This is a genomic window from Brevibacillus sp. NSP2.1 (genome assembly GCF_000470975.2).
GTDB lineage: Bacteria > Bacillota > Bacilli > Brevibacillales > Brevibacillaceae > Brevibacillus > Brevibacillus agri.
In genome coordinates this window covers 3,132,405-3,158,591 of sequence record NZ_CP048274.1, presented here as the reverse complement: position 1 = coordinate 3,158,591, position 26,187 = coordinate 3,132,405, and the positions used below count along the sequence as shown (strand labels likewise).

General features: G+C 52.8%; 26 protein-coding genes and 3 pseudogenes. 16 read left to right on the top strand and 13 right to left on the bottom strand.

Annotated features, from left to right (window positions below; translation table 11 throughout):
* The first annotated feature begins 63 nt into the window (after nt 1-63).
* Both M655_RS15190 and M655_RS15185 read left to right on the top strand, forming a co-directional pair.
* A complete protein-coding gene (locus tag M655_RS15190; RefSeq protein WP_005834580.1) occupies nt 64-1,722 on the top strand; it encodes an AMP-binding protein in 1,659 nt (552 codons plus the stop codon).
* Between the two features lie 109 nt (nt 1,723-1,831).
* Nucleotides 1,832-2,344, top strand: coding sequence for a GNAT family N-acetyltransferase (locus M655_RS15185; protein WP_025845614.1), 513 nt, complete (start codon nt 1,832-1,834; stop codon nt 2,342-2,344).
* Between the two features lie 228 nt (nt 2,345-2,572).
* Here M655_RS15185 and leuD read toward each other — a convergent pair whose 3' ends face one another.
* Nucleotides 2,573-3,166: a 3-isopropylmalate dehydratase small subunit gene (leuD, locus tag M655_RS15180; protein WP_005834576.1), complete on the bottom strand. Its 594-nt coding sequence runs from the start codon at nt 3,164-3,166 to the stop codon at nt 2,573-2,575.
* On the bottom strand, nt 3,163-4,593 hold the full coding sequence (gene leuC, locus M655_RS15175; RefSeq protein WP_025845610.1) for a 3-isopropylmalate dehydratase large subunit: 1,431 nt from the start codon (nt 4,591-4,593) through the stop codon (nt 3,163-3,165). The genes leuD and leuC overlap by 4 nt, the downstream gene beginning before the upstream one ends.
* 115 nt (nt 4,594-4,708) lie before the next feature.
* Here leuC and M655_RS15170 point away from each other — a divergent pair, with 115 nt between their 5' ends.
* From M655_RS15170 to M655_RS15155, 4 genes are all read left to right on the top strand, one after another.
* Nucleotides 4,709-5,596, top strand: a complete 888-nt coding sequence (locus M655_RS15170) for a LysR family transcriptional regulator (protein WP_007785346.1) — start codon at nt 4,709-4,711, stop codon at nt 5,594-5,596.
* Between the two features lie 93 nt (nt 5,597-5,689).
* Nucleotides 5,690-6,037: a thioredoxin family protein gene (locus tag M655_RS15165; protein ID WP_005834571.1), complete on the top strand. Its 348-nt coding sequence runs from the start codon at nt 5,690-5,692 to the stop codon at nt 6,035-6,037.
* Between the two features lie 29 nt (nt 6,038-6,066).
* Nucleotides 6,067-6,975 (top strand): RluA family pseudouridine synthase, encoded by a 909-nt coding sequence (locus M655_RS15160; RefSeq protein WP_007785344.1) that lies wholly within the window; start codon nt 6,067-6,069, stop codon nt 6,973-6,975.
* A 59-nt stretch (nt 6,976-7,034) separates the two neighbouring features.
* Entirely contained in the window at nt 7,035-8,153 is a 1,119-nt protein-coding gene (locus M655_RS15155) for a YheC/YheD family endospore coat-associated protein (RefSeq protein WP_026557105.1), read from the top strand.
* A 124-nt stretch (nt 8,154-8,277) separates the two neighbouring features.
* On the opposite strand, the gene M655_RS15150 is transcribed toward M655_RS15155, so the two are convergent.
* The 3 genes and pseudogenes from M655_RS15150 to M655_RS15140 all read right to left on the bottom strand — a co-directional run.
* The gene (locus M655_RS15150) at nt 8,278-9,237 is read right to left on the bottom strand and encodes a carbon-nitrogen hydrolase family protein (protein ID WP_005834566.1); all 960 of its coding nucleotides are present in this window, start codon (nt 9,235-9,237) and stop codon (nt 8,278-8,280) included.
* Between the two features lie 457 nt (nt 9,238-9,694).
* A pseudogene (locus M655_RS15145) lies at nt 9,695-10,585 on the bottom strand (aminotransferase-like domain-containing protein); the annotation flags it as partial.
* Between the two features lie 43 nt (nt 10,586-10,628).
* Nucleotides 10,629-10,718 (bottom strand): annotated as a pseudogene (locus M655_RS15140) (IS3 family transposase); the annotation flags it as partial.
* Between the two features lie 308 nt (nt 10,719-11,026).
* Between M655_RS15140 and M655_RS15135 the strand changes: the two are divergent.
* Both M655_RS15135 and M655_RS15130 read left to right on the top strand, forming a co-directional pair.
* Entirely contained in the window at nt 11,027-11,467 is a 441-nt protein-coding gene (locus M655_RS15135; protein WP_100228564.1) for a hypothetical protein, read from the top strand.
* A gap of 861 nt (nt 11,468-12,328) precedes the next feature.
* A pseudogene (locus tag M655_RS15130) lies at nt 12,329-13,523 on the top strand (transposase).
* 485 nt (nt 13,524-14,008) lie between these two features.
* Here M655_RS15130 and M655_RS15125 read toward each other — a convergent pair.
* Nucleotides 14,009-14,458, bottom strand: coding sequence for an NUDIX hydrolase (locus M655_RS15125; protein WP_238502144.1), 450 nt, complete (start codon nt 14,456-14,458; stop codon nt 14,009-14,011).
* A gap of 86 nt (nt 14,459-14,544) precedes the next feature.
* Nucleotides 14,545-14,997: a GNAT family N-acetyltransferase gene (locus M655_RS15120; RefSeq protein WP_026557107.1), complete on the bottom strand. Its 453-nt coding sequence runs from the start codon at nt 14,995-14,997 to the stop codon at nt 14,545-14,547.
* 278 nt (nt 14,998-15,275) lie between these two features.
* On the opposite strand from M655_RS15120, the gene dsdA reads away from it, so the two are divergent.
* The 4 genes from dsdA to M655_RS15100 all read left to right on the top strand — a co-directional run bounded on the left by dsdA (nt 15,276) and on the right by M655_RS15100 (nt 18,612).
* Complete coding sequence (gene dsdA / locus M655_RS15115; protein WP_026557108.1) at nt 15,276-16,643, top strand: D-serine ammonia-lyase; 1,368 nt, start codon at nt 15,276-15,278, stop codon at nt 16,641-16,643.
* Between the two features lie 335 nt (nt 16,644-16,978).
* Nucleotides 16,979-17,635 (top strand): helix-turn-helix transcriptional regulator, encoded by a 657-nt coding sequence (locus M655_RS15110; RefSeq protein WP_005833544.1) that lies wholly within the window; start codon nt 16,979-16,981, stop codon nt 17,633-17,635.
* A 215-nt stretch (nt 17,636-17,850) separates the two neighbouring features.
* Nucleotides 17,851-18,009, top strand: a complete 159-nt coding sequence (locus M655_RS15105) for a hypothetical protein (RefSeq protein WP_005833543.1) — start codon at nt 17,851-17,853, stop codon at nt 18,007-18,009.
* Between the two features lie 153 nt (nt 18,010-18,162).
* Nucleotides 18,163-18,612 (top strand): hypothetical protein, encoded by a 450-nt coding sequence (locus tag M655_RS15100; protein WP_005833542.1) that lies wholly within the window; start codon nt 18,163-18,165, stop codon nt 18,610-18,612.
* Nucleotides 18,613-19,044: 432 nt separating this feature from the next.
* Here the strand turns inward: M655_RS15100 and M655_RS15095 are convergent, their stop codons facing one another.
* Both M655_RS15095 and M655_RS15090 read right to left on the bottom strand, forming a co-directional pair.
* On the bottom strand, nt 19,045-19,521 hold the full coding sequence (locus M655_RS15095; RefSeq protein WP_026557109.1) for a GNAT family N-acetyltransferase: 477 nt from the start codon (nt 19,519-19,521) through the stop codon (nt 19,045-19,047).
* Nucleotides 19,522-19,687: 166 nt separating this feature from the next.
* Nucleotides 19,688-21,097, bottom strand: coding sequence for an amidase family protein (locus M655_RS15090; RefSeq protein WP_502708207.1), 1,410 nt, complete (start codon nt 21,095-21,097; stop codon nt 19,688-19,690).
* A gap of 181 nt (nt 21,098-21,278) precedes the next feature.
* On the opposite strand from M655_RS15090, the gene M655_RS15085 reads away from it, so the two are divergent.
* A complete protein-coding gene (locus tag M655_RS15085) occupies nt 21,279-21,983 on the top strand; it encodes an HAD family hydrolase (protein WP_026557111.1) in 705 nt (234 codons plus the stop codon).
* On the opposite strand, the gene M655_RS15080 is transcribed toward M655_RS15085, so the two are convergent.
* From M655_RS15080 to trhO, 3 genes are all read right to left on the bottom strand, one after another.
* Nucleotides 21,941-22,408, bottom strand: a complete 468-nt coding sequence (locus M655_RS15080; RefSeq protein ID WP_026557112.1) for an NUDIX domain-containing protein — start codon at nt 22,406-22,408, stop codon at nt 21,941-21,943. The two genes, M655_RS15085 and M655_RS15080, sit on opposite strands and share 43 nt — an antisense overlap.
* Before the next feature lie 18 nt (nt 22,409-22,426).
* Nucleotides 22,427-22,630: a hypothetical protein gene (locus M655_RS15075; RefSeq protein WP_005833535.1), complete on the bottom strand. Its 204-nt coding sequence runs from the start codon at nt 22,628-22,630 to the stop codon at nt 22,427-22,429.
* 231 nt (nt 22,631-22,861) lie between these two features.
* Nucleotides 22,862-23,803: an oxygen-dependent tRNA uridine(34) hydroxylase TrhO gene (trhO, locus tag M655_RS15070; protein WP_005833533.1), complete on the bottom strand. Its 942-nt coding sequence runs from the start codon at nt 23,801-23,803 to the stop codon at nt 22,862-22,864.
* 220 nt (nt 23,804-24,023) lie between these two features.
* On the opposite strand from trhO, the gene dut reads away from it, so the two are divergent.
* A complete protein-coding gene (gene dut, locus M655_RS15065; protein WP_005833531.1) occupies nt 24,024-24,560 on the top strand; it encodes a dUTP diphosphatase in 537 nt (178 codons plus the stop codon).
* Between the two features lie 119 nt (nt 24,561-24,679).
* Here dut and M655_RS15060 read toward each other — a convergent pair whose 3' ends face one another.
* A complete protein-coding gene (locus tag M655_RS15060) occupies nt 24,680-24,982 on the bottom strand; it encodes a DUF3846 domain-containing protein (protein ID WP_026557113.1) in 303 nt (100 codons plus the stop codon).
* A gap of 128 nt (nt 24,983-25,110) precedes the next feature.
* On the opposite strand from M655_RS15060, the gene M655_RS15055 reads away from it, so the two are divergent.
* Both M655_RS15055 and M655_RS15050 read left to right on the top strand, forming a co-directional pair.
* Nucleotides 25,111-25,335, top strand: coding sequence for a hypothetical protein (locus M655_RS15055; RefSeq protein WP_005833528.1), 225 nt, complete (start codon nt 25,111-25,113; stop codon nt 25,333-25,335).
* 266 nt (nt 25,336-25,601) lie between these two features.
* Nucleotides 25,602-26,075 carry a hypothetical protein gene (locus tag M655_RS15050; protein ID WP_286085837.1) on the top strand — a complete coding sequence of 158 codons (474 nt, stop codon included), beginning with the start codon at nt 25,602-25,604 and terminating at the stop codon, nt 26,073-26,075.
* Nucleotides 26,076-26,187 lie beyond the last annotated feature (112 nt).

The following is a 26,187-nucleotide window of genomic DNA, read 5'->3' as shown; positions in this document are numbered from 1 at the left end:
ATGGGAAGGAACGAATCCTAGTTAATAAAGATGGAATAGTCTGAATGTTTTGGAGGTGCTTGTATGCTGCGAATGATTACGATTGGCAACTTGCTGGATGAGGCAGCCAGACTGTATCGGGACAAGGAAGCGTTGGTCTATCAGGAGCGATCGCTCCGCTATTCGTTCGCCCAGTTTCAGGAGGTGTGCAACCGGGCGGCACGAGGCTTCATGTCGCTCGGGATTCAAAAAGGCGAAAACATCGCCATCTGGGCCACCAATGTACCGGAGTGGGTCATTTCGCAATTTGCGACGGCCAAGATGGGCGGGGTGCTGGTGACGGTCAACACGAGCTATCGCGTTCACGAGCTGGAATATTTGCTGCGCCAGTCGGAGTCGACGACATTGCTTTTGATCGACGGCTATCGCGACGCCAACTACCTGGAGATGATCCGGGAAATTTGTCCGGAGCTTGCGACGTGCGAGCCCGGCGCTCTCGTGTCCAAGCGGTTGCCGAACTTGCGAAATGTCGTCTACTTGGGCGAAGAGCGCCAGCCCGGCATGTTTTTATGGAAAGACTTGCTGGAGCGAGCCGAGCTGGTCAGCGAGGAAGAACAGCGTTTGCGCCAGGAGTCGCTGTCTTTCGATGACGTCATCAACATGCAGTACACATCCGGTACGACAGGCTTTCCGAAAGGCGTCATGCTGTCCCACGTCAACATCGTCAACAACGCGATCAAGGTCGCGGAATGTCAGGGACTCGGGGTAGACGATCGCGTCTGCATCCCGGTGCCGTTTTTCCACTGCTTCGGCTGCGTGATGGGCACGCTCGCCTGCGTTGCGACGGGAGCGACGATGGTTCCGGTCATCGCCTTTGATCCGGGGCTGGTGCTGTCGATTGTCGAAGCCGAGCGCTGCACGGCGCTGTACGGGGTGCCAACGATGTTCATCGCGGAGCTGAACCATCCGACTTTTGAACAGCGCGACCTCAGCTCGCTGCGCACGGGCATTATGGCCGGGTCCTTGTGCCCGATCGAGGTGATGAAAAAAGTCGTGGACAAAATGGGCATTCGCGACATTACGATCGCCTACGGACAGACCGAGTCTTCGCCTGTCATCACCCAGACGCGGCCGGAGGATTCCATCGAGCGCAAGGTATCGACCGTCGGCCGGCTGCACGAAGGGGTCGAGGCGAAAATCATCAACCCTGCCACGGGAGAGATTGTCCCCCCTGGTGTACAGGGCGAACTGTGCACGCGCGGGTATTTGGTGATGAAAGGCTACTACAACATGCCGGACCAGACGGCAAAGGCGATCGACGAAGAGGGCTGGCTGCATACCGGAGACTTGGCGACCGTAGACGAGGAAGGGTATTACCGGATTACAGGCAGGCTGAAGGACATGATTATTCGCGGCGGCGAAAACATCTACCCGCGCGAAGTCGAGGAGTTTTTGTACACTCATCCGAAAATATTAGACGTCCAGATCGTCGGCGTGCCGGATGCCAAATACGGCGAGCAGGTGCTGGCCTGCATCCGCGTCAAGCCGGGAGAGACATTGACCGAGGAGGAAGTGCTGGCATACTGCGAAGGAAAAATCGCCCGCTTCAAGACGCCGCGCTACATTCAGTTTGTGGACGAATACCCGATGACGGCGTCCGGCAAAATTCAAAAATTCAAGCTGCGTGAACAGGCGCTGGCGACGTTTGGCCTCACAGATCCCGCCCAGACCGAGCTAGCGTAAGCAAACGAAGCGCCAGGATATTTTCCTGGCGTTTTGTTGTGGCAATCCTTTACAACCTAGCAACTCTTTACTATGATGAGTGGAAATGCTAGGAGAGGGGAAGCAAAAGATGGAAGTTCGACGACTGGGACCAGAGGATACAGAAGCGTTCGTCAAAGTAAGGCTGGAAGGGCTGCAAACCGACCCGGACGCGTTCGGCGCCACCTATGAAGAGGAAATCAAGCGCCCGATGGCCGAATGGCAGGAACGGCTTTCCCAGGGGCCTGAGGGCGACAGCGGCTATTTCGGCGCTTTTGTCGGGGGCGAGCTGGCGGGCATCATCGGCTATTTCCGGCACCGCGGACTGAAAGCGAGACACAAAGCTTCCGTCGTATCCATGTACGTCCGCGAAGCGCATCGCGGAACAGGAGTTGCGGCCGCGCTGATGCAAGAAGAGCTGGCCTATTTGAGACAGCGGGGCGACATCGACCAGGTACAGCTTGCCGTTGTCACGACAAACCCCGGCGCGGTGCGCTTTTACGAAAAAATGGGCTTTTTGCCGTACGGCTTGGAAAAACGGGCGTTGAAAACAGGGGAGCGCTACGTCGACGAGACGCATATGTACATGCTGTTGCACGATTGACAGTTGCCGTACGTGATGACGGCACACCGAAGCGGCCACGCGGGTCGCATGGCCCCGTGCATGTGACAGTCTCCCCCCATCGGTTGGTGGAGGCGGGGGGATGCGAACCTCCGTCCGACCTTGGTGCCCCATCGGGGGAAAACAGCGGATCCAAGCAAAAAAGCGAAGGCATGAACAGCTTGCATGCCTTCGCTTCGCTATGAGACGGACTTTTTTTCGTGGGCCAGCTTAACGAGCTTGACGGCTTGCCTCGTAAGCGGCGATTTTGTCTTCGTACTGCAACGTGATGCCGATATCGTCGAGGCCGTTCAGCAGGCAGTAGCGGCGATACGGATCGACCTCGAACGGGTAGGACAGACCTTCGCTGTCGCGCACTACCTGCTCCTCAAGGTCAATGGTCAGCTCGTAATTTTCGCGGCTTTGCGCGCGCTGAAACAGTTCATCTACCTGTTCTTCGCTGAGCTTGATCGGCAGGATGCCGTTTTTGAAGCAGTTGTTGTAAAAAATGTCCGCAAACGACGGAGCGATCACACAGCGGAAGCCGTAGTCCAGCAAGGCCCAGGGAGCGTGCTCGCGCGACGAGCCGCAGCCGAAGTTGTTGCGAGCGAGCAGCACGGTCGAATCTTTGTACGCTGGCGTGTTCAAAATAAACGAGTCAATCGGCGTGCCATCGGCCGCAAAGCGCCATTCGTAGAACAAAAACTGGCCAAAGCCGCTGCGTTCGATGCGCTTGAGGAACTGTTTCGGGATGATGGCGTCTGTATCTACGTTGACACGGTCCAATGGTGCGACCAGTCCGGTATGGACGACAAATGGGTTCATTGGAATACCTCCTTGCTTACGCTCTCTCTTTTCCATTCACGTACGTCTACGAAGTGGCCTGCAATCGCTGCCGCTGCCGCCATTTCCGGGCTGACCAGGTGCGTGCGTCCGCCGCGGCCCTGGCGGCCTTCGAAGTTGCGGTTGGAGGTAGAAGCGCAGCGCTCTCCTTCCGACAGGACATCCGGGTTCATCGCGAGGCACATGGAACAGCCGGATTCGCGCCAGTCAAAGCCGGCTTCCTGGAAGATGAGGTGCAAGCCTTCTTCTTCTGCCAACTGCTTGACAGCCTGGGAACCAGGTACGACCATGGCGTGCACGTTAGGGGAGACTTTGCGTCCTTTTGCCACTTCCGCTGCTTTGCGCAAGTCTTCGATCCGACCATTTGTACAGGAGCCGATGAAGACGCGGTCGATCTTGATTTCGCTCATCGGCGTGCCTGGAGCCAAATCCATGTAGGCGAGCGCGTCTTGAGCCGCTTTGCGTTGTGCTGCTGTTTCAAAAGACTCGGGGTCTGGAACGGTGCTGGTAATGTTGGTGCCCATGCCAGGGCTTGTTCCCCAGGTCACTTGCGGCGCGATGGTAGCCGCGTCGATTTCGACACAGGTGTCGTAGGTTGCGCCTTCATCGGTGCACAGTTGCTTCCACGCTTCTACGGCTGCGAGGAAATCTTCGCCTTGCGGAACGTAGCGTCTGCCTTTCAGGTAGTCGAACGTCGTCTGGTCCGGAGCGATCAGCCCGGCGCGTGCGCCACCCTCGATCGTCATGTTGCAGACGGTCATGCGCTCTTCCATCGTCAGCTTGCGGATGGCTTCGCCCGTATATTCCACGACATAGCCGGTAGCAAAATCAGTTCCGTATTTTGCGATAATCGCCAAAATTAAGTCTTTTGCGCTGACGCCAAAGGGCAGCTCGCCGTTCACGCGGACTTCCATCGTTTTTGGCTTCAACTGCGGCAGACACTGTGTCGCGAGAACGTGTTCGACCTCGCTCGTTCCGATTCCGAAGGCGAGAGCGCCGAAAGCACCGTGCGTAGAAGTGTGGCTGTCGCCGCACACGATCGTTTTGCCGGGGTGGGTCAGGCCAAGCTCCGGGCCGATGACGTGGACGATCCCTTGGTCCGGGCTGTTCAGGTCAGCGAGCGTAATGCCAAATTCGCGGCAGTTTTCGGTCAGCGTCTCCATTTGCTGGCGGGAGATCGGGTCTTTGACATTGAAGCGATCCGCTGTCGGCACGTTGTGGTCCATGGTGGCAAAAGTCAGCTCAGGACGGCGTACTTTGCGGCCAGCCAGGCGGAGTCCTTCAAACGCCTGCGGGGAAGTGACCTCGTGCACCAGGTGCAGGTCGATGTACAACAAGGTCGGCTTGCCGGCTTCCTCGTGAATCACGTGATTGTCCCAAATCTTTTCAAACATCGTGCGGGGTTTCATCAATGATTTCCTCCTTCGTGCGAAAACTCTTAACAAGGTTGTATCATGGCAAAGGAAATAGTTCAAAGATATAATAATTATGAGAAGGATAGCTTTTGCCTATCGGGAGGTTTTTATGGAGTTACGACAGATTCGTTATGTGCTTGCGGTTGCGGAGGAACGCAGCTTTTCGCGGGCAGCCAACCGTTTGCATCTGGCTCAGCCGTCGCTTAGCCAGCAGATTGCCAAACTGGAAAAAATACTCGGGGTCAGCCTGTTCCATCGTTTGCCCCAGCATGTGGAGCTGACGGATGCGGGCCAACGGTTCGTGCAGGTCGCGCAAACGCTCGTGGACATGTCCGAAGGGCTGGAGCGGGAGATGCGCGCTTATGCGGTCGGAGAGAGCGGACGGCTTTTGGTAGGCAGCCTGCCGATTACAGGCGCGTATGTGCTGCCGCGCGTACTGCCGACGTTTACCAAGCAGTTCCCGGGAGTCGAACTGCAACTGATGGAGGAAACGTCCAGCCATCTGGAGCAATTGCTCGTGCGGGGCAAAATAGATGTCAGCCTGCTGACGATGCCGATCAGCGATCCTTCGCTTGCGATCATCCCGGCCATCAATGAAGAAATTTTTCTCGCGGTTCCACCGCAGCATCCTTTGGCGGGCAAAAAGGAGGTAGACCTGGCGGAGATTGCGGATCAACCGTTTATTTTGCTCAAGGAAGGCCAAGGCTTTAGGACGATCTCTCTGCGGCTGTGCGAGCAGGCTGGCTTCCGTCCGCGCATCGTGTTTGAGAGCACCAACATCCAGACAGTCCAGTCGCTCGTGGCGGCGGGGATGGGGCTGTCGTTTGCGCCGAAAATGATTACGCTCGCGCCGGGCACGCTGGAGCCGCCTGTTTACGTGCGGCTTGCGACAAGGCCGTATCGGACGCTCGTCGTCGCCTATCGCAAGGACAAGCCGCTGTCTCGCCCGGCAGAAGCGTTTGTGCGATGTTTGGTGGAGCAGGGCGGCGCCCTGTAGCTTACAGGAGAAGTGTCGGCCTCGTGCGACAAACGCGCATTTTTTGTGCTACACTATTGCCAAATCATTCTAGGTAGGAAGGAAGATCCCGAAATGAGAGAAATCAAGACAGAAGCAGAATTTGAACAGGCGATTGCTTCCAGCAAGCCCGTTGTGGTGAAGTTTTTCACCGATTGGTGCCCGGATTGCCACCGGATTGATCCGTTCATGCCGGAAGTCGAAGAAAAGTATAAAGACCAGTTGGACATGGTTGCGGTCAATCGCGATACGCTGCCAGACCTGTCGCAGAAATACGATGTGTTCGGAATCCCCAGCTTCATCGCGTTCAGCCAGGGCAAAGAGCTGATCCGCTTCGTCAGCAAGCTCGGAAAAAGCCGCGAGGAGATCGAGCATTTTCTCGACCGCGCCGTTCAGGTGAATAGCGGACTCACAGAGGCGTGACAGCACGAACATAAGGCAGGAGATTGACCATGCGATCGATGAAAAAGGAAGGAGAATGGCTCGTTGCCCGCTTGCAGGCGGACGACGACGCCATCCCGATCGGGAACCTGCTGCGCGAGGTGTGGAAGTTGCCGCGCAAGCAGGTCCATCTTTTGTTTCAGCATAAAGAAGTGCTCGTAGACGGCGCACCTGTCGCCCAGCATGTGCCGGTAAGAGAGGGGCAAGAGATTCGCCTGCGAATGTGTCCGCCGGAGCCGCTGGGGCTTGCGCCTGCCAGCGAGTCGCTGCAAGTGTTGTATGAAGACGACCATCTGTTAATCGTAAACAAGCCTTCGGGCATGCTGTTGCATCCAACCGAGCCGCACCATCATCTGACGCTGGACCATCTGGTGTCGGGGCATTTTTTCCGGACGGGGTTGCAAGCGAAGGTGCGCCACGTCCACAGGCTCGATCAGGATACGTCCGGGGTGGTGCTGTACGCCAAGCACGCCTGGGCGTCTGCCTTGCTGGACGAAATGCTGCGCGAACGCAAAATCAAGCGGACGTATATCGCCTTCGTCTCGGGGCAAATGGCCAAGGGCAGCGGAAAGATCAACGAGCCAATCGGCAAGGACAGGTATCATGCGACACGCAGACGAGTGGCTCCAAACGGCGACCCCGCGATCACCCATTACGAGGTCAAGGAGCGCTACAAGACCGCGACAAAGGTGGAGTGCAGGCTGGAGACGGGACGGACGCACCAGATTCGCGTCCACATGAGCCATCTCGGCCATCCGCTGCTCGGCGACGAGCTGTACGGCGGCAAGCGCGATCTGGTCAAAAGACAGGCGCTGCACGCGGCCGTTCTCACGCTTGCGCATCCGTTTGGAGGCGAAGCCGTGGAAGCGTACGCGCCGCTTCCGCTCGATCTGCTCGCCTTGGAAAAGAAGCTGCGCTAAGCGCCATTTGCCCCGCTGCTGAATAAACTGCCAAGGAAGAAACGAGAGAGGGTGGAAGAATGAAACGACCCACAATCGGCATCTTGACTTGGCGGGAGGGCAAACGCTTCGCAGAGCCGACCTATTTCCGGCGACTGCTCAAGGCAGGACAAGAACTGGGCTGCACCGTTTTTTTGTTTTCGCCCAAGGATGTACTGGCCTCGGGCAAGCAGGTGAGAGGATACGTCCTGGATGCGCAGGGCAAATGGCAAGGACGCCTGTTCCCTCGCCCGGACGCCGTGTTCGACCGCTACCGCTATACGCCGACGCAAGCGTTCAAAGACTACGTCGCTTTTCGCCGCACCAGCGATTTTTTATACGCAAACAATCGATTGGCAAACAAGTGGCGCGTCCACGAAGTGCTGCACCGCGATTCGCGCATGCATCGCTGGTTGCCGGAAACTGTGTTATATAACAGAAAAAACCTCGTCCAAATGCTGGGCAAACATTCGTTTCTGTACGTCAAGCCGCTGAACGGGACGGGCGGGCGCAATCTTTTTTCCATCGAGAAGCGCGGGGGCGGCTATCGGCTGCTGGGACGCGACAAGCAGCGGGCGAAGGTCCAGAGCTTTTTCACGGACATTTCCGCCGTCCAGCGCTGGGCCGATCGCTGGACGAGGCAGGAAAAGTTTATCGTCCAGCAGGGGCTGTATCTGCAACTGGTGCCATCGCGCGCCGTGGACATGCGGCTGCTGATCCAGAAAAACGGGCAGGGCGAGTGGAGCATCACCGGGCATGGCATCCGTGTGGGCGGGGAGCGCAGCGCGACCTCGAACCTGCACGGGGGAGGCAAGGCGGTTCCGGTGTTTGATTTCTTGCGCCCGCGCTTCGGCGAGGACCACGCTGCCCGGATTGTCCGCGACTGCGAGGAGCTGGCCTATCAGACAGCGTTGACGCTGGAGGAACATTTTGGCCGCATGGTCGAGTTTGGGCTGGATATCGGGATTGACGTGGATGGACGCGCCTGGCTGATCGAAGTGAACCCAAAGCCCGCGCGGGAAATTTTTCGCGAGATGGGCGCGACCGAGCAGTACAGACAGGCGATCCGGCGGCCGCTGGAGTACGCGCTCTATTTGGTAAAAACGCAGGGGCGCGAAGGACGGGAGCCTTTTTTGAAGCGTAAAGTGGCAAGTCGGTAGGGAAGACGGAAGAGAAGGAAACAGCCGAGCTGAGAAAGCATCGGCTGTTTGGTGTGCGTGTGGGGGGAGGCAGTAGGAAGTTTTTGGGAGAAATCTCCAAAAATTCTTTCCAAACAGTATGCCGTCACTCATCCATTTTTGAAACCCGAACAATGTCCTGTTTTTGACGATTGACGATTAATTGGAATACATCAGGACGACTGTAATGGCCTACCACATCGAAATCATATCGGCTTTGCGTGACCAAGGAAAGATCCAGATTTGCAATCAGAATGCCTTCCTGATTATAAAGAGGTTCCACAATATATTCCCCAAGTGGTCCAACGATGGCGCTGCCCCCTCTGCATAAAATGTCGGGGTCCTGCCTAATGTCATCGTAACAAGCCAAGTCTGTCGGATACGTATCTTTAGTCACGAACTGGTTGCAGGAAATAACAAAGCAACGCCCTTCACAGGCAATATGCTGTATAGTGGCCTGCCAGGTGTCTCGGGCATCTGCCGTAGGAGTAATAAAGATGTCAATCCCTTGAGCGTACATGGCTGTTCGAGCAAGCGGCATGTAATTTTCCCAGCAAATCAAACCGCCAATTCTTCCGAAGGGAGTATCGATGACCGTTAGCGTGCTTCCATCCCCTTGCCCCCATAACAGTCGCTCAGAACCTGTTGGCACGAGTTTTCTGTGTTTGCCCAGAACATTCCCGTCCGGGCCTATATACACAATGGAATTGTATAAAGTTCCTCTACTGAATTCCCGATCCCGTTCCACGACGCCTATAGCTAGATAGACTCCGGTCTCTCTGGCAAGCTCACCTAGAAGCTCCGTTTCTACGCCAGGTACGTCAATCGAATTTTCCCAGTATCGTTCCCAGTCACTTCGTCCAGCGGTATTCCGGCTCCCGACACGTGTACCAAAGTATAACCCTCTCGGATAACCCGGCAAGAAAACTTCCGGAAAGACAACTAAATTCGCTCCTTTTCCAGCAGCTTCCTTCGTCATCCTTACAATTTTGTCCAAGGATGATTGCTTGTTAAAAAGAATAGGTGCGGATTGGACAACTGCTACACATATAGCTCTTCTATTCATTTTAGTAAGTTCCCCTTATTTTTAAATTTTTTCAGAGTAATAATGGGAAAGCGTTGCAATCATGGCATCCATTCGTTTTCATGGGCTAATATTCGCCTGAGCCCTTCCTCCTTCCATGCTTCGGCCCGCCAATATCCTTCTTTAATCTCCAGATAATAACCGTTGTTTCTAGCAAATTCGAAATGCAGTAACAACTCAGGCTGAGCACCCTCTGGTCGTTTGAGCATTTTGATCTTGGATTCTTTTTTGTCTTAAATAGTCAAGTACGATCACTCCTCAATGAATCCCGACTTGCTATCTATGATAAAAGAAAAAGTATGAAAACAAACCATCCAATGTTATATCGATTAAACCATCCACTGCAATCACAACCTACCTGTTCAACAAAGCGATAAAGAAAATGGCTGCTACCTGCCAGTAGAAAACCTGCTTTTGGGCAGCCCTTGCTTATGAGATATCATTTGCCTTTTTTGAAACTACGTAATGCATCTGCAAAGCGAGAAATTGCTTCATGTATATGTTCTTCCTTAGCTCGGCCGAATGTAAAGCGAGCATATCCTTTCTGTGTCCCGAACACACTTCCAGGTACATAAACAACTCCTCTTTTGATTGCCTCCTTAAATAATTGTTGTTCGCTAACGTCTTCCTTCACTTTGCACCAGATATGAATGCCTCCCTCAGGTATTAGAAACTCTACCTGGTCATCAAGTTGGTCATATAACGAGAAAACGATTTTGTCTCTATTCAATGCGAGTGAGTCACGAAGCTTGTGCATATGTATCGAGAAATCCTCAGACGATAAAAACTGGGTTGCGATCCATTCAGGAATAATGCTATGTCCAAAATCGATTTGTTGTTTTGCATCCGCCAAGCGTTCAATTACTGTTTGTGGGCCAAAAATCCATCCGATTCGCAATCCTGACGCGACGATTTTGCTTAGAGAACTGACGTAGAGAACGGTACCATTTTGGTCCATGGATTTTAACGTTGAAATATGTGTTTTATCAAAAGCAGTTAAGCTATATGGATCATCCTCAATAATCGGTATTCCGTAGTAAGACGAAATTTCCAGTACCCTTCTTCTACGTTCCAGGTCGAGTAACGACCCATTGGGATTTTGAAAATTGGGGTTAAGAAATACCATTTTTATGCGATGCTGCTTATGCAATTGCACGATATCATCCGGATTAATCCCATGATTATCAGCAGGCAGCAAAAAGGGTCTTAGTCCAGCTGATTTAAATAAGGGCAGCGAATAGCAATATGAAGGATCTTCAATCGCAACTGCATCCCCTGGTTGAAGCAAGCACTGGACAATTAAATATAGAGCCTGCTGTGCTCCAGAGGTGGATTGTCAACAGCAAATCAGACAATTTTTTTAGGGCTTCTTGGCGATACTGAACAGGCGTCATGTAGTCTAAGGTTTCGTGAATGCGATGCTTGTTAAACCAGTTCACGTAATCATATAATTCCAGCTCCAGATGACGGAGATTCTGCGAGTTCATCTGATTCACAAACTCTGTTTCTGAGGTAAAGGTACGTCGTCGTTGTTTTGGCATTGTAGAGTTCCGCTCCGTAACATGATAGGTTTATTCTCCAAGCCCTTATTTTTCTATCCAATTTAGTGTAGCTGATCCACTTTTTTCATTAAACAAGTGAGCATCGGCCTTGCGCTAAACTTTCATTTTTTAGCCAGAGTGAGCGTTTTTTATCTGATGAAAAATCCAACTTTTGGATGTATAATCAAACTAATTACTGCAAAAAAATCGTGAAAATGCTGGGGGTAGTCATGAAACCTGTAAAACTAGTAGCAATTGGTGGTAAATACTCCTCAAATTTATTTGATGGGAAGTTATATCATTCAATCGAAGTAAATTTGAGCCCATTTGAGCTGGAAGGAAATGAATGTATAGATAACCCAATACATACAAAGATCAGTATTGATTTTCGTGAATTGCCAGGTGTTCGGAGTTGGAGGGATTTGGAGAATAAGGCTTACGAGTTTACCGACGTCGCTTTCGAGGATTACGAAGTTCCTATGCCTGATGCGTCAATTTATTTGTCCTATTACCATAGTCCAGTCTGCGTTACTAACATGGAATTCGGGGAGAGAACGGATCGCTCCATAAGAATGTCGATGAAATGTGAAGTGGATTTTGAGAACGAAGTACATGGTATTCAGTCTTATGAACTTTCCTGTCTACTTGAGATTGAGGATTACGTTGGATGATTATAAAGAGACTTAAATCATTCGTAATTTTCTATTTAACGTAATTAATCAAGATGTTTCTGGAGAGAAATTATTATTCCCTCACAAAATTGAATACAATAAAAAACAAGCTAAGAATAACAGAAGAATTGAAAAGGCTGCCTAAGTTTTAACGGCAGCTTTTGGTTAGTTAACTGGATTCGATAGTTGAAGATAGTAGTGCCAAATATTCAAGCCCCGAAATTTGATTTGAGTCATCCCCCCTTATCTTGTCAAGCTGTATCTTCACCCTTATCCATTTGGATAACATCTGTGAATGCTAATCAAAAAGTTGACCATTTTTGGAGCAAACGCTCATCTTCGAGTTGACCACCTACGATGCTTTTTTTCACACAAAGTAGCATTTTATTTCCTGCACCAAGGATCGTCAAGGATAAAGGGTAAACCCCTTGCTACGCAAGCCCTTGACGATCCTTGGCTCAGTAAAAACATTTGCAATTAGGTGTGAAAATGATGACGTGTGCTCAAACTGTCAGGTGGGTAACTTTATGATGAGCAAAGTGGTCAACATTTTGGTGAGCGTTCACAAACATCCTTGGAGAATGGATATGGAAAGGTAGTAATATCAAGAATTATTTACTCGATAGTGCTGAATTTAATCGACCGAATCATGGAATCGATAACTTTTTCGTATGTTTCATATTTCGTTTGTTCACCTGTATAAGTGAACATAAATCATTTTCCATTTTTAAAAATGAGCATTTTGCAGAAATCTGAGCCCTTGAGACACAAGGATTTCTAGGGATAAAAAAGGGACTTCACCCCAATTTGGAGAAGTTTTTCGGTGACCAAACCAAAAACGCCCAAAAGGAGGAAGTCACCTTGTATATTCTTCAAGAAAGTCTGTTTTCCTTCGAGGAACTGCAAAAACTTGAATCCAAAGAACGATTGCCTATCTTTTTCAGCGCTCTTGACCTACGTCCTTACGCCAAAGAACTGAGAAGCCGTTCCCCCCGAGGCGCTGACGGTCACTGCAGACAAGGAATCCTTCGGGCTTTGCTTGCAGCTCCGCTTGAGAATATCAGTACGTTCACTGGCCTACATCGCCGGCTGGATATGGATCTTCGTTTTCGCTATCGATGCGGACTTCGGCTTGATCGGAAAGCTCCTTCCGTGGCAACGTTGAGCCGCGTCTTTGCCGAGCTTACGAGCAAAGACCTGGTCAAGCGACTTTTTGAGGATCTGGTCACACGCTGCAAGCAAGAAGGCATCGTCGATGGAAGTCATGTGGCCATCGATAGTGCCGCGATCCATGCCTACGAGAAGAAACAGCCGAAACGTAAAAGCGAGCTCACAGGCAATGCAAACTGGGGTGCCAAGTTCGACTCCTTCGGCAATAAGGTGAAGTGGTTTGGCTACAAGCTTCATCTCGCCGTCGATACCAAAAGCGAACTGCCGATGGCGCTCGCCGTGACACCGGCTCATGTCCATGACGGCGATATGGCGCCAGATCTGATGGAACAAGTCGCGGCAAAAACCAAAGTCAGCTTCTTTGTCCTCGATGCTGGGTACGACCAACTAAAAAACTATGAGGCTGCCCGGAATTTGAAAGCACAGGCGATCATCCCGATGAATCTTCGCAATGAGAAAGAGCCGCCTGCCGGCATGACATCAAACGGAACGCCTTGCTGCTCCATGGGTTTTCCGATGACCTGTTGGGGAGCGGATGGCGATGTTCTGAAATTCCGCTGTCCCCATGCTACAGGCAAGGTAGACTGCCCGCTCGGAATGGCCGCTTGTTCGCCTTCCAAATTATGGGATGGTCGTTAAGGTGGATACAACCAGTGATCTGCGCCGCTACTCCACACCGCATCGGGAGAGCAAGCGTTGGAAAGAACTGTACAACGAAAGAACTAGCGTGGAACGATGCAATTCCCGCTTGAAAACCTATCTAACTGCCGATGCGATGCACGTTTGGGGAATTCAGAAAGTCACAACGCACCAGTACCTTAACGCCATTGTATTGCTGGCTTCTGCACTAGCCATGGTTAAGCATTCAAGCAAAGCCGCAGCTTAAATTTTTCAGCATAGACGAAAATTCTGCAGGTCTGCCCATTTTTCCAAAGCCATCACATCACGACATTGAAACCAACCACAGGCCATATAAATCTGTTGTCTTTTTCTCGAAAATGGAATTATGCAAAGTGCTCAAATAGCAACTTGTATCATTTCAAGTTGAAAAGAGCCAATATCTTTTACATTAATGGAGATGTTTTCGATAAATTCATCATTCTCATGTTCTTTTTTTTGACTTAAACCTAACAAGACAAGTTGGATCATTTATCAATCTCAAGTTCAGGTGTGTATTGGAGGGTTATCCCGAATTCAGGATTTGAATACTCTTTATATTTGGGGGTATCAGTTTCCTCTGGATTTGAAGGTGAGCAGCCAAGGATGCCCAAAGTAATAGCTAAGAACAAACCTGGTTTTAGCTTAAGCAAGCAAATTCGTCTTCAGCGATAGTATAGGGATATTCTACCATCTAGGCTGTGGTTAAGGGAATCAACCAAACAGGTATGGAGATAATTCCAGAAGCGAAACCCGCTCGTAGCCAATCACCCGGCCGCCTTCATATGTAAATGCGTGCTCGACAGGCTCGTCGTTTTCCAACATATACGGTAAAAAACGCGGGACATTTTCCGCAATTCCTTCGTTGTCCGGGTGCAAGATCCAGTCCAGCGTCACCCAGTCCAGAATGCCTTCCTCGACTCGCCGGGGCGTGTCAAAACGCTCCCATGCATCCGGCAGCTCGGCTACGAAAGCGTACATTCCGCCAAGTACCGTCCTGTCGAGCTTCCACGAGACGATTCCTTTGTAGCGGGCGGAGGTCAACGGAATGCCGGTTTCTTCGAATACTTCGCGGAGAACGCAGGCAAGCGGTGACTCGTTTGGTGCGAGCTTGCCGCCGACGCCGTTCCAGCGGCCCATCAATGGCGGTTTGCGCCGATTCAACAGCAGAAACTCGTTTTGATGCATAAGAAAACAGATTGTGTATGTATACATGGGAATCCTTTCTGATATGGCGATATGCGCAGTATTCAAATATCTTGGGAGAATCGGACCATATCGGTCAATGGAATGCCGTTTTCGATGATCGCTTCTTCGTAATGGCGGAGAAAAAAGTTGCGGTCGATCCAGGTCATGCGAAACCCGCATTTCTGGTAAAGGGCGAGCTGATTCAGGCTGGAATTGCCTGTGCCGACCTCGATCGTTTTGTATCCGGACGCCTTTGCCACCTCGATGGCGTGCAAAACGAGTTGTTTGCCGATGCCTTTTCCTTGATGAGCTTCATCCACCGCAATATTGACCAGCTCGATCGTGTCCGGGCGGGTAGGGATCAGGACGTAGACCCCGACGACGGCCGCGTCCTGGACGGCGACATAGCACTGCCCCCTTTTCAGGTAGTCTTCCACCAATTTTGGCGAAGGATCTGCAAGCAATAGCAGGGGCATGGGGGCCTCCTCGTGCGGAGCCAGCTTTCTGATTTCCATTTTGTTCTCTCCTTTTGGCTGGGGTTTAGTCTGCTTTTGCAGCACAGACCTGCCAGCTTCCAGCCGTTGCTTGCTATTGGCAAGCTTTGTATTTGTGCTATTATAACAATCGTTAAAAAAGTTTGCAAAATGTGCCAATCGCGATACGGATACGGGCGAGCTGGTAAAATATGTACAGTCACGATGCGATGCGAACGAGCAAGTATACCACACCAGTCGCATCACCGGGCGAACAAGCAACCTGACGAGCAGCAGGAACAAAAATGGAGGCGATTGCGATGGAAAACAGTGTGAAAGTAGCAGGAAAATCAATCGAGCAGTGGAAGCGGGAGTATCCGTTATTGTCCGAAATGATGGCGACGAAAGAAGTATTTTGGACAAATCCGGGCTATGCCCCCATCGCCCGTGCGGCTCTGTCGGTTACGGCCGATGAGGTGCGCGAGGCGGAGGAACGTTTGCGCCGATTCGCGCCTTTCATTCAACGCGCATTTCCGGAAACGGCCGAGGCAGGCGGACTGATCGAGTCGCCGCTCGTCTCCATCGGCAAAATGCAAAGCGAACTGGCGGCCCGCTTCGCACAGGAAATTCCGGGGCGGCTCCTGCTGAAGTGCGATAGCCACCTGCCAATCGCAGGCTCTATCAAGGCGAGAGGCGGCATCTACGAGGTTCTCGCCCATGCGGAGGAATTGGCCGACAAGCACGGTCTGCTGCCTGTTGACGGGGACTACGCCGTGTTTGCCTCTGATTCGTATCGCGAGTTGTTTTCCCGCTACTCCATCGCTGTAGGGTCGACGGGCAATCTCGGGCTGAGCATCGGTGTGATGAGCGCGAAGCTCGGCTTTCAGGTGACGGTACATATGTCCGCCGATGCGAAAGCGTGGAAAAAGGAGCTGCTCCGCGCTAAGGGCGTGCAGGTGCTCGAATACCAGTCCGACTACGGCAAAGCGGTGGAAGAGGGCAGAAAACAGGCGGAAGCCGATCCGCAGTGCTATTTTATTGACGATGAAAACTCCCAGCGGCTGTTTCTCGGCTACGCCGTGGCCGCTGAACGAGTGAAAAAGCAACTGGAGGAACAGCAGGTTGTGGTCGACAGCGAGCATCCGCTCTTTGTGTACTTGCCGTGCGGGGTAGGCGGCGGCCCGGGCGGCGTCGCCTACGGCTTGAAGCTCGTCTACGGCGATCACGTCCACTGCTTTTTTGCGGAGCCGACACATTCGCCTTGTATGCTGCTCGGCCTGATGACTGGCCTGCATGACCAGGTAGCCGTGCAAGACTTTGGCATCGACAACAGGACAGAAGCGGACGGACTGGCCGTGGGGCGGCCTTCCCGTTTCGTCGGCAAGGTGATGGAATCGCTGCTCAGCGGCGTTTACACCGTGGCTGACGAGGAGTTGTACCGGCTGCTGCGGGCGCTGCGCGACAGCGAGTCTGTGCGGCTGGAGCCGTCTGCTCTCGCTGGCATGCCGGGGCCAGTCCGCCTGCTTTCGACCGAGGCGGGGCAGCGCTACATCGAGCAGCAAGGGCTTGCCGACAAACTGGCAAACGCGACCCATATCGTCTGGGCGACCGGAGGCAGCATGGTTCCGGCGCACATCCAGGAAGCGTATTATGCCAAAGGCATGCAGTACGACCAACGCAACATCTAGTCGCGCAACAGAGCGCCGTCGGTCTGGGGGATCGGCGGCGGTTCTTTTTGAGTTTTTTTAGCTGCAAGTTTGTAGAAAAAAGTATAAACTTAGAAAGAAAAAACGAAGAGGCTCTCGTATATAATTTTTTCTCGGCGCTTCTTTCCGCAAAGGACCAATAGCCCAGGAAGTGTGGAAGATTCATCTTTTTGCGGCTGTCTACCCAGTTCGATAAGAAAATCTCTTTTTTCGAATTTCATAGAAAAAATTATGCTATTACCTTGAAAAAATATACATGCAAATAAAATGAGGGCTAACAAGCCGCAACGCCAGCATGGACGAAAGGAGCGGGAAGCATGGGGAAATACGGGGAGGAATTAAAGCGTTACATTCCGATTGCGGACGCCATGGCCCAGACTTTCGGGAAGAACTGCGAGGTTGTAATTCACGATTTAAGCTCGCCGCAATCTTCGGTTATTTACGCAGCCAACAACCATGTAACAGGAAGGGCTATCGGCCAGTCGTTCCATCAGCTCATCACACAGGTGCTTTTGTCCCAAAAGCTGCAAAATGACGTCGTAGCCAATTACCGGACCGAGACGGAGGACGGGCGGACGATCAAGTCGACGACTGCCCTGATCCGCAATGCCGAAGGGGAAGCGATCGGCGCTTTTTGCATCAACATCGACATCCAGCCGCTTGTCAGCACACGGGAGTTTATCGAGGACTTCATCCGCATGGGCGGGGAGCCGCTGGAGCGCGAAGGAGCGGAAGTTGTGCAAAACGTGTGGGAGATCGTGGAAAAGCTGATTGCCCAGACGATCTCCGAGAAAGACGTGGAGAAAATCGACAAAAACGAAAAGCTGCAAATCGTCCAGTTCATGGACCAAAAAGGCGTGTTTTTAATTAAAGGCGCACTGGAGAAGGTGGCGGCCGAATTGAAAATTTCCAAGGTGACGTTGTACAGCTATCTCGATGAGCTGCGCAAAAGCCAAAAGCCGGAGCAAGACTGACCCGATGAAGCTGATCGGAAATAGCGCGGACGAACTGGTCACGCCGCTCTGCCCAGTGTTCTGAACCGCATGGAGTACAAGTTGCTACAGAGGCAGTCGCTCTAATGCAGAAGGGGCTGCTCTCCGGCCTGCGATCAAGCCGCATACGATGTTCGGATATTGCCCACAGGCAGATCGCGATTGCCGAGCGGCGGGAATAACCGTGGCACAGTACCGTGGCACAGCTCGGTGAAGGCATGGCCGCCCTTGAGCTGACAGACATTTTTATCGCGAAGAAAATCACCGGGAAGCAAAAGCTGGCAAGGCTTGCGACGCATGCCGCTTCGCGGTTTTTACGCCCGGGGGCAGGACTCTTGGCCCGGATTGTCGAATGATGTTAAGGCTTGGGAAGGCCAGGCAAACATGTCCGTCCGCACATCATGCGGCGGTTTTTTCTACTTTTCCAAAACAATCGCCATTTTCTCGCCGGTTGTTGATTAACGACCGCCCATTTTTGGCGAGAATGGGATGGTGAAGGAGGGGTGAGGATGGAGCAAGTTCTTCAACTCGTAAAAGATTACTGGCCCGTCGCGGTTTGTATCATCGTGGTGATTTTGGCGGCACAATGGGTCGTGCGCAGCCTGATCCGGATCATTTCGCTCGCTGCCATCATCGGCGTGGTGCTGGTGCTGTTTTTCCAGTTCAGCCCGGAGGAAGTCATTCAGATGGGGCGGCAAGCGGTGGTGGCCACCCAGGAAGTGGTGGACAAGACGATCACCCCTGTGCTGGACAGCGAACTAAAGGATGCCGACATTACGTTTCAGCCGGATGGCAGCTACGAAGTCAAGACGGCCAGCATTCGCATCGTGGGCAAAAAGGGAGAGACGAAGGCTACTGTCTACTACAAGGACGAAAAATGGGAAGTAGACATCGGCCAGCTCGGCAAGTTGTTCCAGGACAGACTGGGCAAAGCGGAACAAGAAACGACGACGATGTAAAAAAACGCATGAACCTGTAGCGGTTCGATGCGTTTTTTTATGGGCTGCTGGAGTAGGAGAAGACGTCTTTTGCGCCACGAGCGGAAAAGCTGTCCGTACGCCGCTCTCCGCTCGCGTCGAAATCTTCGATGCGATCAGCTTTTCCACCAATAGCCGCTCCAGTAGATCACGCCGCTGATGACAACGAGGGAAAGAAAAAAGACAAGGCGAGTTCGCCATGCCCATCGCAGGCTCCAAAAGCACCTCTGCCCCCGCCCAGGCAAACAGCAAAACCGCTACCAACACGTTGGAGACTACAGCCATAATTTTTTCCCTCCTGTGCAAGCAGACTTGTTCTCTCGGATATCCGATTGGAAGATACTAGAAGTTTCAGCGTAGCGGGAAAATCGGCGCGCAGCACACGGTCACGCCTGTTGCTGCATCCCGGCTCATTCAAGCTTCTCGCCGCATGATAAACTCTTCAACCTCGCTGCCGCGCGCAGCGGAAAACCCTTTGTCCTCCCCAACGGTCTGAAAACCGCACTTTTGCAGGACGCGAATCGAGCCGACATTGTCCTTGGCGACGCGGGCGTAGACGGGACGAGCGGGGATGAGCTGCAAAAATGTTTGCAGCGCCGTCGTCGCGATGCCCTTGCCCCAGTATTCCGTTCCGAGCCAGTAGCCGACGGAAGGATGGCCGAATTGCTCGAAGTGCACGATGTAACCAGCGATCTTTTCATCCGCAAGCACGGTCATTTTGTGAATGGATTCATCTGCCAACAGCTTGTTCCAATGCGCTGCAAACGCTTCGCGGTCGCTCGGGTTCTTGGACGTGAAGGCGGCCATGCGGTTTGCTTCCGGGTCAAGCTGTTGGGCGTAAAATGTGGGCAAATCGTCTGCTGTTGTCGGACGTAAACGAATGTGGCTCAAGGCAAAAGTCCTCCGATTCATTTGTCGGCTGTTTGGTTGAGAGGAAAGCCAGCTTGCTTCATCATGTCACGATCTGGACATGCTGGCAAGCTACAGAAAAAGGCCAACCGGAATATCAGCGGTTGGCCTTGCCAATGGGTGGGATGAATCAGGTGCGGCAGGCGGCTCAGACCTTGTCCGACAATACGGGTGGCACGCGCAGCAACGTTGCTTGCTCGTAAGCGTAAGCCAGACGAAGCAGCACCGACTCGGTGAAGGCCAGTCCGGTCAGCGTGATCCCGAAAGGCTTTCCTTCCGACGTGTAGCCCGCAGGTACTGTAATGGACGGATAGCCCGCTTTGGCAGGAATGGCGTAGCCTGTGCTGCCGGGGAAGAGCAGGGCGTCCAGCGCGTGTTCGCTGACGGCGGCATCAATCCCTTGGCGCTGCGACATTTCGAGATCGTACAGCCGCTGGCGCAAATAGGCCGGCTCGGTCAACGTGCCGCTCGTCTCTTCCGACTGCTCCAGAATGTCTTGTCCGTAGCGAAGCGCTCTTGCTTCGTGCTCGCGATTAAAGGCGATAATGTCCTTCAAGGTGCGAAGCGGATAGGTTGGCGCAAAGTTTTTCAAATACGCCTGGATGCCTGCTTTAAACTCGTGCATCAAAACGTGGGAGCTCCACTCCGCGTCTTCTGTCGGGATGCGGACAGGATCAATCAGCGTCGCGCCAGCCTCTCGCAGTTGCGAAAGAGCCGCTTCGTAAAGCGCGACTTCTTCCGCGGAGCATTTTGCCAGAAAGCGGGAGCGGACGACGCCAATTCGCGCGCCTTGCAGACCGTTCGCATCCAGGAAGGGGAGGTAATCGCGCTGCGCGATGCCAACGCTTTTTTCCGTCGCCGGGTCTTTGGGATCGACTCCTGCGAGAGCGCCCAGCAAAATCGCTGCGTCGGTGACGCTTCTGGTCATCGGCCCGGCCGTGTCCTGGCTGTGGGAAATCGGAATAATGCCGCGGCGGCTAATGAGGCCGACCGTTGGTTTGATCCCGACCAGCGAATTTTTTTCCGCAGGGTGCAGGATGGAGCCGGATGTTTCCGTTCCGACCGCCGCGACGGCGAAGCCTGCTGCAATGCTTGCCCCCGAGCCTGAACTGGAGCCGCCTACATCAAACGTGCCGGGGCCGTACGGATTGCGGACTTGTCCGCCGCGCGAGCTGTAGCCGTTTGGCATCAGGTCGGCCATGAAGTTCGCCCACTCGGTCAGGTTGGTTTTGCCCAAAATGACGGCTCCCGCTTCCCGCAGCCGCGCCGCGACAAAGGAGTCGGCCGCCGCGTAGGAATCGGCCAGTGCCAGCGAGCCGGCTGTCGTGTGCATATTGTCTTTGGTCGCGATGTTGTCCTTGATGAGAACGGGGATGCCGTGCAGCGGGCCGCGACTGCCCGAGACGGCGCGCTCCCGGTCGAGTGCTTCGGCAATGAACAGGGCGTCCGGATTGATTTCACTGATCGCGTTGATATAAGGCCCCTGTTTGTCGTAGGCCGCGATTCGCTCCAAAAAGGAAAGCGTCAGCTCCCTCGAGGTGGTTTTTCCTTCTTCCATTGCTGCTTGCCATTCGAGAATGCTTGCTTCATAATTTGGTGACACGAGTTTTCACCTTTTTCTGATGGATTTGACCATTCTTATTTTACCAAAAGCAGGGAAGCGGGAAAATGGCAGAGAAACAGAAGCGGGTGTAACGGGTAGCGCCCGCAAACCAAAAAGAAGACAGGAGTGCTTGGGCATGACGATTCAGGCTGTGCTTTTTGATTTGGACGGCACTTTGCTGGACCGCGACACGTCTCTTCTGCGATTCGTACACGATCAGTACGAGCGAATTGGCGCGCTGCAGCTTGTCCAAAAGGATGTCTTTTGCGAGCGTTTTATCGAGCTGGACCAGCACGGGTATGTATGGAAAGACAAAGTGTACGAGCAGCTTGTCGCGGAGTTCGCCATTCCCGATCTGGACGCTTCGTTTTTGCTGCAAGACTATATCAGCCGGTTTCCGCAACATTGCATTGCTTTTCCTCATCTGCACGAGACGCTTGGACAACTGCAACAGCAGGGCATCAAGCTCGGGCTGATCTCAAACGGGTTTGGACAGTTCCAGTACGCCAATTTGCAGGCGCTCGGCATCGCGCATTTTTTCGAGGCGGTACTGATTTCGGAATGGGAAGGATTGCGCAAGCCCGACCCGGCGATTTTTCAACGGGCGCTATCCAAGCTGCGCGTACCGCCGGAGCAAGCGATATACGTGGGCGATCATCCGGAAAACGACGTGCGTGCCAGCCGAGCCGTCGGGATGAAAGCGGTCTGGAAGCGCAGCGATCAGTTTGCTGCGGCTGCCGAGGCGGACGCCGTCATTGCCGATCTGGCGGAAGTGATCGGAATCGCGCTCCCGGCTGTTCAGCTTCGGCGGCAGGCGAGCCGGGACCTGGACTTTATTTGACAATTGTCGTTGTTGCGCCGTTTGCCCAGTCCAGAATGAACGGAGCCTGATGAGGATTCAGGCTGTCCGGTACTCTCTTCATTGAGATGGCCGGTGCCTGTGTAGTCGGTGACATGAAAAATGAGCTGAACGCTAAACACCTTGTCCCCATTGGCGTACTGGGCAAAACCGTTTTTCCCGGAGTAGATGCCAAACAGTTGCATTGCTTTGACGATGAGGTTCGTTTCCTCAAGCACTTCGCGGTGGATCGTCTCCGCAAACGTCTCGCCGATTTCCAACAGGCCGCCGGGAATGCCCCATATCCGGTTGTATTTTTGCTGCAACAAAATGCGTCCCTGGTCATCTTCCAAAATAGCGCCGCAGCTTACTGTCAACAACGTCTCGTGACCGATGAGCTTGCGCATGGTCGAAATATAGTTATTCATGGGCGTTTCCTCCGCTTATCAGCTTGAGCGCATCGCTCGCCACGCGTCGAAAATCAGCGTCAGGCCGCAGATGAGGGTGCTGAGCAAGCCGATCAGCTTCACGGCAAGCCGCACAGGCTCGGGCTTGATCCCCAGATCGAACAGGAAATTATAGTCGATCTCGTAGTTGACGAAAACAAGTCCGACCAAAAAACCGATGACGATACTTATCTTCTTTTCCATAGCACCTCCCAAGCAAAAAGAACGAAATGTAGCAAAAGGATGAGATTTCCATTTTTGCGAACACTTTGTTTATTATGAAGGAGATTGCGTTTGGAGACAACCGAAAAGATCGGCTGAATCAAGGTGCATTTCGAAACGACAGCATCTTATTTATCCGCACCGGGACGAGAGGCGCAAAAAAACAAGCTGACTACCACAAGGGACAGTCAGCTTGCTTTGTTTTTCGTTTGCTTATGCGTTCGCTCCGGCAGCTTGCAGCTTCGCTTTTTCTTCTTCGACGAAGCGGTTGCGCGGATGCTCGCGGCATTCGTCGGAGCAGGAACGCTTGTATTTTTGCTCGCATTCCGGGCAGCAGAAGTGCTGCTTGTTGCAGAAAGGATTGGCGCAGTTCACGTAGCGGTCTTCGACAGTACCGCAGTAGTAGCAGCGGCCGATCACCACGTCTTCTTCGGTGTGGTTGATCGGTACGGAGATGCGCTCGTCGAACACGTAGCATTTTCCGTCCCACAGGCGGCCTTTTACTTCCGGATCTTTTCCGTAGGTGACGATTCCGCCGTGGAGCTGGTACACATCTTTAAAGCCTTGTTCCAGCAGCACGCCGGTCAGCTTTTCGCAGCGAATGCCGCCTGTGCAGTAGGTGAGGACTTTTTTGTCCTTGAACTGGCTCATGTTTTTCGCGATCCACTCAGGAAACTCGCGGGAGGAATCGACTTCCGGACGGATCGCGCCGCGGAAGTGACCGAGGTCGTATTCATAGTAGTTGCGGCCGTCGAGGATCACGACGTCCTCTTGCTGCATCATTTCGTAAAATTCTTTCGGGCTCAAGTATTTTCCTGTTTTGACGTTCGGGTCGACATCTTTTTCCAGGCGCCAGGTCACCAGCTCTTTTTTCGCGCGAACGAACATTTTTTTGAACGCGTGCCCGTCCGCCTCATCTATTTTAAACCACATGTCGGCAAAACGCGGGTCTTTTCTCACATACTCCATGTAGGCGTCTGTCTGCTCGATGGTGCCGGATACGGTTCCGTTGATGCCCTCGGGAGCGACGATAATCCGTCCCTTCAGTCCAATCTCCTTGCAAAATTGCAAGTGTTCAGCAGCATACTCCTCATAGTTGTCCACTGGAGTGTACTTGTAGTAAAGCAAAATACGGTATGGTTTTTGTACTTGCAAGGTACAATTCCACCTTTCTTGTTCAATTGTAGTTTATGACGCAACGGTGATTATATCACAACTCGCCAGCAAAAGCGTAGAAAAAGAAAGGAATTTGTGAGCTTTCTATGAAAATGTGCGAAATAGTAGTGAAAAAGCGGCGAACTTGCTGGATGCAGGTTCATCTTGTACACTATGGAAGGACATTAGCTGTAGAGGCGATAGACGAGGAGAGACTTGGATGAATACGACAAATGAGCGCCTGGTTGCCCAGGTGAAACTTAAAAAACTGCACCCGGATGCCGTCATTCCGCAATACGCGCGCGCGATGGACGCCGGATTCGATCTGGTAGCGGTAGAAGATACGATTATCGCTCCGGGGGAGTCTGCCAAAATTCCGACCGGACTGGCTTTTGCCTTGCCGGAAGGGTTCGAGCTGCAAGTGCGCCCGCGTTCCGGGATAGGCGCGAAGACAAAGCTGCGCCTGTCGAATGCGCCGGGGACGGTCGATGCGGGGTATCGCGGAGAGGTGTGCGTGTTGATGGACAACATCCGCATTCCTTCTGGCAAGCTCGGCAAAGTGTGTCTGGATGCAGGCGAAAAACAGGTGGAGGTGGCTGAGGAAGTCGACGCGCACAGCTACTTCATTAAAAAAGGCGACCGGATCGCGCAAGGTGTGATCGGTCTGGTGCCTGTCGCCCGCTTCGAGGTTGTCGACGAGTTGGATGAGACGGAAAGAGGAGCGGGAGGCTTCGGCAGCAGCGGGATCAACGGCTAGGCCGATCTGCCCAACAAAGAAAAGACCCCTGGGAAGCAGCGTGTGCAGAAACAAACGGCACATCGCGGGCAGATCAGGGGTCTTTTCGCTGTACGCTCGCTGCAACGAGCAAGCTGCTTTTACACTTTGGCCGCAAGGAAGCGGTCGATCCGGCTGATGTCCTCCTCCGTGAGCGAACGGCTGTCGGCTTTGACGAACACGCACGGACCGTAGACCCAGTCCAAATAGCCGTCCGAGGTGATCGGGAAGTTGTTCCCCAACACGCCGCGCCCATCTTCATTCACGATCAAGGAAATTCCTTCCAGATGATCGTCGGCCACCACTTCAAAGTCGCCGTCCACCAGGTCGCTCAAGGAGCTGGTATCGGCAATGTCGAGCTTTTCCGCCTGTTCATGCGGACGTTTTACATAGACGGTAATCACGTTCCTTCACTCCTTTGTCCCTTCATCATAACCGAAAGCGAAAAAATGCGCGAGACGGATGTCAACGCTTCTGTTGGTTATGCTATGGGTTAGCTGCTACACCAACCAATGCCGAGGGGAATTGCCGCATGGATTTAGTGAATGGCAAACTGTATTGGTCGCATACTTTTCCCAACCCGCCACGCTATCCTGCCATTTCGGACGATTTGCGCTGTGATGTGGTGATCGTCGGCGGAGGCAGCAGTTGTGCCAACACAGGGCTGCTGCAGTTCGCCAATGACAAGTTGCTTGCCGCCAGCATCCATTCTTTTGGCGAGGAACAGGGCGTCCGTTTTTTTATGTTATTTTGGTAGATTGGATATTTTAGGTATACTATTTCAAGCCAGACAAGAATGGGTCGACTCCTTATACGGTTTTGAAAAAAATGAACGTGGGGGTTTGTTTATGAATAAATATTCGTGGACATTGCTCGGCGTCGTCATCGTGGCCGGAATTTCGTTGGCTACGTGGCGAATGCCATGAACCAAGGCGACAAGGAAGCGCTGGCTGCTACAAAAAGATGGAACAGGCCCGTAACAAAGACAGCAAATTTTTCAGCAAATGAAAAAGCAACGTAAGCTTGTCCGGCTTTTCCATTCCGGGAGCTGTGCTGCCGGAAGCGGAGGAAATACGCTCCTATGACGGCCGTTCTATGCAGGATTGGCTATCTCCTACGGATGAGAAGCTCTCGTTCATCATGGAAGGTGGGGGGGCCAAAGGAATCGTCATCGCGACCGATACAGAGCCGATCCTGGCTGGCGGCGAGAAAAGTGGCCCGGAACTGTTTGCGCTTTACGAAAAAATCAAGGAAACGGGCCGCTACTTTTTTAGAGCTCCCGGCGCACACGCCGCTCGAAGCGCAAGAGGTCGTGCAACAGATTCAAGCGGCAGCAGACGACAGAACCGGGGAGTAAAGTTTATGAATAAATCGATCCGCATTCATGGGGGACAGCGCCGGTTGCTGTCTTTTTTGTTTTGGACCAAAAATGCTCTGGGAAGCGGCGCGATACGTTTGCGCAAGGGAAAAACTCAATGGAGCGGTCGCCGCAACTGATGCGATAAAGATCATCTGCACGGCTGCCCGCGCTCACCTCGCCCGCCCATGGGGCATAAAGTGGATGGGAATATGATTGACAGCGATAAAAAGGCGGGTATAATCGTAAATA